Here is a 7,664-nt window from a genome sequence, read left to right as displayed (position 1 = left end):
GTGCGCGGCGGCGACAGCCAGGAGGTCGCCGAGGGCGGCGACATCCCCGGCGCCTTCGTCCTGCCCGGCGCGGCCCAGGAGTACGGATGCTTCGCGGATCCGATGTTCGGCCAGCGCCCAGTCGGATGGGGTGACGACGGGCTCGAAGCGTTCGCGGACGCGGGGCAGGGACAGGTCGTAGGCGAGCTTCGAACCCGGGAACCACACCAGTCGGGTGCCGCCGTCGGCGCGGTCCCCGGGCAGCGCGACCGCGTACCCGACGAGGGCGCCGTCATCATCGCGGCGTTCACGCACGCGCAGCCCGGCGTCACGGAGCCGCTCCAGGAAGTCGGCGTCGTCGCGGTGTTCGGCACCACTCCTCAAGCGCCGCTCGCGGCGCTCGCCGGGCTCATCACCGGTGTCGCGCTGATGACGGCGATGGCAGCCGCGACCGCGGCGCTCTGTCGCACCGTCGAGTCCGTGATGGTTGCCACGCTCCCGGCCATCTTCATCCTGCCGATGATCTCCGGGGTCTACATCCCCCGCGAGGTGCTGCCGGATTCGCTCGGCGAGGCCCTTCTCTTTGCGCCGCTGTCCTCGACGGTCGATCTGATGCGCTCGGGCTGGACGGCTGAACTGACGGCGGGCGCAGTGCTGGCCCGAGTCGCGCTGACGGTCGCGTGGACGGCTCTGTTCGCGTGGATCGCGATCCGCAAGTTCCGCTGGGAGCCCCGTACGTAGCGCCGGCAGCGCTCCTTGTGCCAGATGACGGCGGTCAGGGCGAGGATCCGCTGGAGCACGCGGACGACTACCGCGACCTGCTGGTCCGCGCACACATCCGGCTCGGCGGCCCCATCGTGGTGGTCTGGGACAATCTCAACACGCACCTGGCCGCCGGGCTGAAGCGGTATGAGGCCGAGCACGACTGGCTCACCACCATCCGACTGCCGCCGTATGCGCCAGACCTGAACCCGGTTGAAGCCGTCTGGTCACTCGTGCGCAGAGCGATGGCCAACACCGCCTTCTACACCCCCGATGACCTCGACCGCACACTCCGCCGCGAGTTACGCAGAATCCAGCTCCGGCCCCACCTGATCGACGGCTGCCTCACCGCCACAAGCCTGGCCATCAACCCACCGACCCCACCCTGAAAACCTCAGTACCTGGCCCGTACGGTGTCGGCGAACGCCGTCGAACTCTCGCGCCTGCTCCGCGCTCTGCACAAGGGCCGGCTCACCGCCAGCGCCGCCCCAGTCCACCCGGGCACCCATGAAATCGCCCTCACCGAGTGGTCCCTGACCCGCCTGGCCGAACTCACCGGCCGCCACACCGACCAACTGCGCCGAGCCCTGCCCGGCCTGGCTCCAGCCCGCCTTCTCACGTTCGCCGGTGCCGCGGTTCGCGCCTGGTCCTGGCAGTAGGACCCCGGTGAATCCCCGCTGGCGGCCCTGTGCCAGCGGGCGCCGCTGGAAATGCGGGCGACGACGGCGGCTACCTCATCCACACCACTCCTCTTCCCGAGCTCGGCCGGGCGCTGGTCGACCACCGGAGCCTGAACCCCCGCGTCGGCCGTCCGGTGACACCCTGGTCGCCGACGCCCATCAGGTCACCCTGTGGTGGTGGGTCTACCGCGCGGGAGGAAGTCGCGGTGGTCCGTCAGCTCACCGAGGTGTTCAGGAGCGCGGACGAGAAGCTCGGGGCGGACACGGGCTGACCACGGTCACCGCCTACCTGACCGACACCGTCGCCCCGATGCTCGCAGCCCGCTTCTCCTCCGCGGCCGTACGCGAGGACGCTTTTCGGGGCCCCGGCCCAGTTGTCCTGTCTGGTCGGCTGGAAACACCACGACCTCGGCCGCCAGGGCGCCGCCCAGCAGTACTACCTGCTCGGCTATCAGCTCGCCTGTGAGTGCGACCCGGACGGTCACGGCGCGTGGCGATGCGGGCCATGACGCATCAAGCCCTCGACCTCCGCCATCCGGACTCCTGCACGGAGCTCCCGGAAACAACCAGGTCCTCCAGCTTCACGCCGGTGGGTCGGCCGGCCGTCCCGATCTCGATCGGACTCTCCAGGGGCAGGAACAGGGAACCCTGGTCCGCCAGGTCGTCCGGGAGCGGGTACCGCTGATAGCCCACGGGCCGCCCACGCCCCGCCGCCCGTCCGCCGCCCGTGTCCTCCAGATCCGCCATGTTCCCGTTCACCCCTCACCGAGCCCTGCTGTCCACTGCGGCCAGCCTATAGACGGCATGAGGAACGTCAGTGCGGCTGGTCCGGACGCGTCGGCGTGAAGGGCCCCACCGTCAGGCCGGCGGCTTCTTGATGGCCGCGTCGCTGCCGGCCCACAGGTAGATGCGGGTGGTGCCGGGCTGGAACTCGTGTGCGTAGATGTCCGTGCAGAACTGGACCGCCTGGCCTTGGGGCGTCTTGGTGTCACCACGGCAGAGGCCGCCGATGCGCATGCCTTCGACGAATGTCTCGGGCTCGGGCAGGCCGAGGTGACTGAACCCGTCGCTACGCGTGTACCCCGGCTCCTTGGGATGGGCGTTGCGGACCAATTGCGTGCCCTCCGGCTGCAGCGGCTTGAGGAATCGGTCCGCCTCCTCGGTCGTCACGGTGAAGGCGAGCAGCGCGACGTCATACTGGGCGTTGGTTTGGAGTCCGGCCCGCCGGTCGGTGGCCGCCTCCGGTACCTGGAAACCCATCGTCTTCGCCATCCACTCGGGCGTGACGTTCTGCTCCCAGCAGCACTTCTTCTGATCCTCGGTGGGGTACCGCAATCCGTACATGACCATCAGGACCGTGCCGAGGACACCGAGCACGCAGAGGCCCGAGAACACCCACGCACCGATGGTGAGCCTTCGCCCCCAGGGCCGCTCTCGCTTCCCGGCACCGGTCGGAACCTCAAGGTGGCTCATCGGTCGATATCCCCTCCGCCGTCCCGGGCATGGCGACCGGGATCACTGCGCTCGCCGGCGCGCCCGGGATCGTCCGGGCTGGGCACTGCGGCTCCGCTGCCCAGGTCGTAGTGCTGGACCGCGCTGCTTCCGGCCATGTTGAACTCCTGGGCAAGGCCGACTTTGTGCTGCTGGCCCATCTCGCCGTCAGGTATCTCGAACTTCCCGATGTACACGCCCTTGCCTTCGTCCCAGTTGTACCGGTCCCAGACGTTGACCTGGTAATCGAGGCCAACCACCGGTCTGCCGTCAGCGCCGGGGACGACGGTCACCACCCCTGTCACGTTCGACCGGGCGGAGCCGACCGCGTAGAACCAATTCCGGTCCACCGACTCGGTGAAGGAGTAGTCCGCGTTTGAGGTTTCGACCGGCATCGCGACGGCCCGGCCGCCGTTCCTCTCGAACTCCGCCAGCGCCTGCTCGCGCCATTCCCCCTCGTGGTTGAGCAGGTGACGACGGTCCACATGGCTCTGGAAGCCGTCGACGTCGGTGAGCATCTTGTCGACCGGGAGCTCCATGGGGGTGCCGGTGTTGCCCAGGTAGTGCTTCATGTGACGTGAGGCGTCGTTCAGGTCACCGCCATCGCCACCGACGACGAGCGCCTGCATCTTCGTCCTGGTAACCCAGTCGTTCCATTCGATTCCCTCTGCCCCGTGCTTGCCGGATCCCCTATCGGGCGCCACCTGCTTGACCGACGGGCTGAACAGTCCGGCGGCGAGCAGGTCGTCCCTGTGGGCGGTCCACAGCTGCGCCCGGGCGTCGGGGCTGAGCGACTGCCAGAGCCTTCGTAGCTCGGCCTGCTGGGCCGGCTTGACGTCCCCACCCAGGGCGGCCAGTTTCATGGCCCGCGGCAGCTGGTCCTGGTCGAGCGAGGTGTACTCCGCGTGCCCGGCGTTGTACGGGTCGGCGCCGTGCGAGGCGCGCAGGGCCCGGGTGACGGCGGCGTCCACCTCTGCCGCGTGGCTGACCAGGCTGGCAAGCGTCTCGGCGTACCAGCGGATCATGTCATTGGTTCGCTGGTTGGGGCCCTTCGCATCACAGATGGATGATTCCACTCGGACCTTGCCACCGCCGCCATCCGACACCAGCAGCCCCGGGTCCGGCTCGGGGTCGTGGGTCGGGTCGCCCTGCCTCGCCTCCTCGGCCAAGGTCTTCGCCTGCTTCTGGATCCGGGTCAGCTCGTCGTGTGCGTCGGCGAGGACCGCGTGGATACTCGTGGCCTCACGCTGGAGGTCACCCACCTCCTTCGCGGCGCTGCGGACGAACTCCCGGGTGACGGTGGCGTTGACCCCCTCCCAGCGGGCCGCCTCCGGCTTCTTCACCAGGCCGTCGCGCACGGTGCCGTGCAGCTTCGCAAGTTCCTCCGAGGCCGTCTTCCACTCCGTCACCGCCTCGTTCAGCTTGCCCAGGTCGAGCGTGATGAGGTCGGTCCAGGTGAGGGTCACTTCACGTACCTCTGTATCTCGGCGACCGACATCGCGGAACCGTCGCGGTGGCGCAGGCTGGCGGCGATGGCCTCGTCGTCGTTCGCATGGGCCTTCTTGGAGTAGTCCAGGAGGTTGGAGATGTGCGCGTACATCTGCAGCACCGTCTTGACTTGCGTGCCCAGATGGAGAGGGTCGCCGACAGTTCCGGCCCCATGGCCAGGTTCCGGGTGGAGCATGCGGCCGCGGCACGGGCGGTCGCCCCGGTGCCGGCGATGTCCGTCTTCTTGCGCAGTTCGCCGTGGACGATGAACGCCTCGTGCCCGACGGCACCCAGGTCGTCCTGCGTGACGACCAAGTCGTACGCCGAACCGCCCGCCGTGGCGGCGCTCTGCTTGGCGGCTGCCCATTCCTCGTCGAATGTCACCGAAGCCCTCCCCCTGGTGCACGAATCGGAAGAGATCCCCCTAACAACCTTCGCGGAAAGGGCCGTTCAGCGCGTCAGCTCCAACTCGGCGATGACGGTCTTGCCGACCGGGACGCGGTCGCGGACCTCCCAACGAGCCGCGACCGCCTGGAGGAGGAGCAGGCCGCGTCCGGGCCTCGGCGAGCGGCGGGGGTACGGGGACCACGCCGGGGTCCGGCGGCCGGCGCTCGCCCCGGGTGTCGGAGACCTCGATCCGGAGCGTGCCGGAGTCCAGTGCGAGCGTGAGTTCGAAGTCCTTCCCAGGCAAACGGCCATGGGGTGACGGCGTTGGCGGTGAGCTCGGCGATCACGAGGGCGGCGGCGTCGGAGAGGTCGGTGCCGTACGGGATGCCCCAGGCGTGGAGCTGGTGCACGGCCAGGTACCGGGCGAGGCGGGCGACGCGCGGGGTGGAGCTGAACCGCTGGGTGCACACACGTTTGGTGACCGGCGCTTGCGGGGCCTGTCGGGCAGGGGGGTGGTGTCATGACGCCAATGTGGCGGCGCGCCATGTCCGTTCACCAGGGTGGCGGCGCGTACGCCGGGTCAGCGTTCGCGCACGGAGGGTGGACAGTACGCGTCACCGACCGTGACCATGGAAAGGCCGGGTGTTTTACGGGGCACGTGCACGAGAGGTGGCCGGGGTGGCCTACGAGGACACGGATGACCGCGGTGCGGACGCGGAGGCGGGCGGCGGCCCGGTCGGCGGTGAACCGGAGGCGTCCGACAGTTTGCGCACCTTCGGCGCGGTCGTCCAGGCCCTGTGCGTGAGCGACCGAGCTCTGCAGAGCACCGTGTCCTCGGCCGCGCCTGCAACTCCGCTGCCTCGTTGGGCAGGACATGACCACCAGCACAGAGCAGATCGTCGGCGAAACGGCCGCCTTCGACCTGATGCGCGGCTACCTCGCTGCGGATCCAAACGCCGTCGCGCACGCCCTCGCGGCCGGAGCCAGGTGCGCGACCACCGCTGACTACATGCGCCAGCAGGCGTCGGGGCTGCTGTACAACGCCGTCCTCACCGATCCCGGCTTCTCTCCGTACCGCCCCGCAGTAATGGGGCCGGCAGGGCTCGCATGACTGAAGGGCATCCCCATGGAGGAGGCCGTCGCGGAGGCGGTACTGGCCCTCGCCGCCGATGGCGCAGCGCCCCGTCTCGCTTTGGATGACGTGCAGTTGACCACGGTGTTCGCGCTGTCGGCAGTGGCCCGTTGCGTGGCCGTGTACGGGGAGGCGGCAACCATGGAGCGTCTGGACCGCATCCGAGCGTTGGTCAACCAGACCTGAGCCGCACGGTCCGCCTACGAGCTCGCCGGCGCACCGGCGCGGCTGCGGTAGAGGGCGGTGCCTCGACCGAGGAACGCCACAGCTACCGCCGTGCAGTGCCTGAGCATGCCGAAGCTGCCCGTGAGCCTGGCCAGCATGACGTTCTCGTCCTGGGAGATGGCTTCCCGAGGGAGGAAGATAAGGGCACCGGCGTACCGGCACGAGGAAGCCGTGGGCATGTGGGCCCGATCCCTGGACGTCATGGGCGGCCTGGTCTCCGACCGCAACCGGCAGGCGGTAAAAGAAATCCACGCGGCTGCGACCCGGTACCGCAAGCGCGGTGTGGCCGGCGCGGCGAGTCTGCACCAGCGCGCAACCGAACTGCTCAGCAACCAGGCGTGAAAGGAACAGGCAGCAGAATGGCGAAGATCGGGGTTGTGGTCCTGACCATGGGCGATCGGCCCGCGGAACTGGGGGCCCTGCTGGCTTCCGTGGCCGCTCAGGAAGGCGATCCTGCAACCGTCGTGGTCCTCGGCCAGGGTGTAAAACTCCCACCGCTCTCGAACGATGTCGACGGTGTGGAGCTGCCGGAGAACCTGGGCATCCCCGGCGGCCGGAACGCGGGCGTCAACCTGTTGCGTGAAAAGGGCAGCGTGGACATCGTGGTCGTCCTCGACGACGACGGCCTGCTCCCCCGCACCGACACCTTCCGGCTGATCCGGGAAGCCTTCGCCGACAACCCGCGCCTGGGGATCGCGGGCTTCCGCATCGCGGACGAGACCGGAGCGAGCCAGCGCAGGCACGTCCCCCGTCTGGGTGGCAAGAACCCGCTGGTGTCCGGGCCGGTCACAACATTCCTCGGCGGCGGCCACGCCATCCGCATGAGCGTCATCGACCAGGTCGGCGACTTCCCCACCCCCTTCTTCTACGCCCACGAGGAAACCGATTTCGCCTGGCGGGCCCTGGACGCCGGCTGGGAGATCGACTACCGGGCGGACATGGTGCTGCAACACCCCCGCACCGAGGCATCCCGGCACAAGGTGTACTACCGCAACACCGCCCGTAACCGGGTCTGGCTGGCCAAACGCCACCTGCCCGCCGCCCTCATCCCGGGATACCTCGCAACCTGGGCCGCGTACACGCTGGTGCAGCGGCCCCCGCTCTCCGGCCTCACAGCCTGGTGGGCCGGCTTCATCGAGGGCCTCCGGGTACCCTGCCCGCCGAGACGGCCCATGCGGTGGCAGACGGTTTGGAAGATGACCCGACTGGGCCGCCCCCCGGTCATCTGACACCAGGACCACCAGCGTCCAGAGAGGTGCGGCCAGCCAGTGCCGTACCCCTCTGCCGCGAACCATCCCCGCGAGCGCGGGGCTGGGAACAGCACTACTCCCAGCCGCTGCGGTCCGCCATCCCTGCGGGAGGCGGCGGTTGGTCATGAGAGACCGTCATCAAGAGTGCGACGAGCTACCGGGGCCTTGCCTCCGGAGTGTGCCTCCAGGGCGCGATTTGCGCGTCCTGGAGGCACACACAAACCTCGCGGTGCCGCACGACCAGCACCGCGAGTGCGACCACCATAAGCG

10 protein-coding genes and 4 pseudogenes are annotated in these 7,664 nt (G+C 69.3%); 8 read left to right on the top strand and 6 right to left on the bottom strand.

Annotated elements, in window-relative coordinates; genetic code table 11:
• Window positions 1-363: pseudogene (locus ACWGIU_RS23275) on the bottom strand (mobilization protein); the annotation flags it as partial.
• On the opposite strand from ACWGIU_RS23275, the gene ACWGIU_RS23270 reads away from it, so the two are divergent.
• From ACWGIU_RS23270 to ACWGIU_RS23255, 4 genes and pseudogenes are all read left to right on the top strand, one after another.
• The gene (locus ACWGIU_RS23270) at window positions 343-720 is read left to right on the top strand and encodes a hypothetical protein (RefSeq protein ID WP_453708680.1); all 378 of its coding nucleotides are present in this window, start codon (window positions 343-345) and stop codon (window positions 718-720) included. The pseudogene ACWGIU_RS23275 and the gene ACWGIU_RS23270 sit on opposite strands and share 21 nt — an antisense overlap.
• 65 nt (window positions 721-785) lie before the next feature.
• Window positions 786-1,130: pseudogene (locus tag ACWGIU_RS23265) on the top strand (transposase); the annotation flags it as partial.
• Window positions 1,131-1,154: 24 nt separating this feature from the next.
• Entirely contained in the window at window positions 1,155-1,400 is a 246-nt protein-coding gene (locus ACWGIU_RS23260; RefSeq protein WP_453708678.1) for a hypothetical protein, read from the top strand.
• 215 nt (window positions 1,401-1,615) lie between these two features.
• A pseudogene (locus tag ACWGIU_RS23255) lies at window positions 1,616-1,983 on the top strand (tetratricopeptide repeat protein); the annotation flags it as partial.
• On the opposite strand, the gene ACWGIU_RS23250 reads toward ACWGIU_RS23255, so the two are convergent.
• The 5 genes and pseudogenes from ACWGIU_RS23250 to ACWGIU_RS23230 form a co-directional block, all read right to left on the bottom strand.
• A complete protein-coding gene (locus tag ACWGIU_RS23250; protein ID WP_453708682.1) occupies window positions 1,935-2,168 on the bottom strand; it encodes a hypothetical protein in 234 nt (77 codons plus the stop codon). The pseudogene ACWGIU_RS23255 and the gene ACWGIU_RS23250 overlap by 49 nt on opposite strands.
• Window positions 2,169-2,279: 111 nt before the next feature.
• Complete coding sequence (locus ACWGIU_RS23245) at window positions 2,280-2,894, bottom strand: hypothetical protein (RefSeq protein WP_453708676.1); 615 nt, start codon at window positions 2,892-2,894, stop codon at window positions 2,280-2,282.
• Window positions 2,891-4,378: a hypothetical protein gene (locus ACWGIU_RS23240; RefSeq protein ID WP_453708674.1), complete on the bottom strand. Its 1,488-nt coding sequence runs from the start codon at window positions 4,376-4,378 to the stop codon at window positions 2,891-2,893. The genes ACWGIU_RS23245 and ACWGIU_RS23240 overlap by 4 nt, the downstream gene beginning before the upstream one ends.
• Window positions 4,375-4,521 carry a hypothetical protein gene (locus ACWGIU_RS23235; protein WP_453708672.1) on the bottom strand — a complete coding sequence of 49 codons (147 nt, stop codon included), beginning with the start codon at window positions 4,519-4,521 and terminating at the stop codon, window positions 4,375-4,377. Before ACWGIU_RS23235 ends, ACWGIU_RS23240 begins: the two co-directional genes overlap by 4 nt.
• Window positions 4,522-4,850: 329 nt before the next feature.
• A pseudogene (locus ACWGIU_RS23230) lies at window positions 4,851-5,257 on the bottom strand (ATP-binding protein).
• Between the two features lie 404 nt (window positions 5,258-5,661).
• On the opposite strand from ACWGIU_RS23230, the gene ACWGIU_RS23225 reads away from it, so the two are divergent.
• The 4 genes from ACWGIU_RS23225 to ACWGIU_RS23210 all read left to right on the top strand — a co-directional run bounded on the left by ACWGIU_RS23225 (window position 5,662) and on the right by ACWGIU_RS23210 (window position 7,373).
• The gene (locus tag ACWGIU_RS23225; protein WP_453708671.1) at window positions 5,662-5,898 is read left to right on the top strand and encodes a hypothetical protein; all 237 of its coding nucleotides are present in this window, start codon (window positions 5,662-5,664) and stop codon (window positions 5,896-5,898) included.
• A gap of 15 nt (window positions 5,899-5,913) precedes the next feature.
• A complete protein-coding gene (locus ACWGIU_RS23220) occupies window positions 5,914-6,105 on the top strand; it encodes a hypothetical protein (protein WP_453708669.1) in 192 nt (63 codons plus the stop codon).
• Window positions 6,106-6,210: 105 nt separating this feature from the next.
• Window positions 6,211-6,486, top strand: coding sequence for a hypothetical protein (locus ACWGIU_RS23215; protein ID WP_453708667.1), 276 nt, complete (start codon window positions 6,211-6,213; stop codon window positions 6,484-6,486).
• Window positions 6,487-6,503: 17 nt separating this feature from the next.
• Window positions 6,504-7,373, top strand: a complete 870-nt coding sequence (locus tag ACWGIU_RS23210) for a glycosyltransferase family 2 protein (RefSeq protein WP_453708665.1) — start codon at window positions 6,504-6,506, stop codon at window positions 7,371-7,373.
• Window positions 7,374-7,664: the final 291 nt, after the last annotated feature.

It is taken from the genome of Streptomyces sp. NPDC054840 (assembly GCF_053611065.1).
The sequence above is the reverse complement of the archived record's forward strand: the minus strand, read 5'-3'. Positions and strand labels throughout refer to the sequence as shown.

Excerpts from the sequence above, each read along its gene's own strand:
- ACWGIU_RS23250 (WP_453708682.1), bottom strand. The coding sequence starts at position 2,168 with ATGGCGGATCTGGAGGACACGGGCGGCGGACGGGCGGCGGGGCGTGGG.
- ACWGIU_RS23245 (WP_453708676.1), bottom strand. The coding sequence starts at position 2,894 with ATGAGCCACCTTGAGGTTCCGACCGGTGCCGGGAAGCGAGAGCGGCCC.
- ACWGIU_RS23225 (WP_453708671.1), top strand. The coding sequence starts at position 5,662 with ATGACCACCAGCACAGAGCAGATCGTCGGCGAAACGGCCGCCTTCGAC.
- ACWGIU_RS23220 (WP_453708669.1), top strand. The coding sequence starts at position 5,914 with ATGGAGGAGGCCGTCGCGGAGGCGGTACTGGCCCTCGCCGCCGATGGC.
- ACWGIU_RS23215 (WP_453708667.1), top strand. The coding sequence starts at position 6,211 with ATGCCGAAGCTGCCCGTGAGCCTGGCCAGCATGACGTTCTCGTCCTGG.
- ACWGIU_RS23210 (WP_453708665.1), top strand. The coding sequence starts at position 6,504 with ATGGCGAAGATCGGGGTTGTGGTCCTGACCATGGGCGATCGGCCCGCG.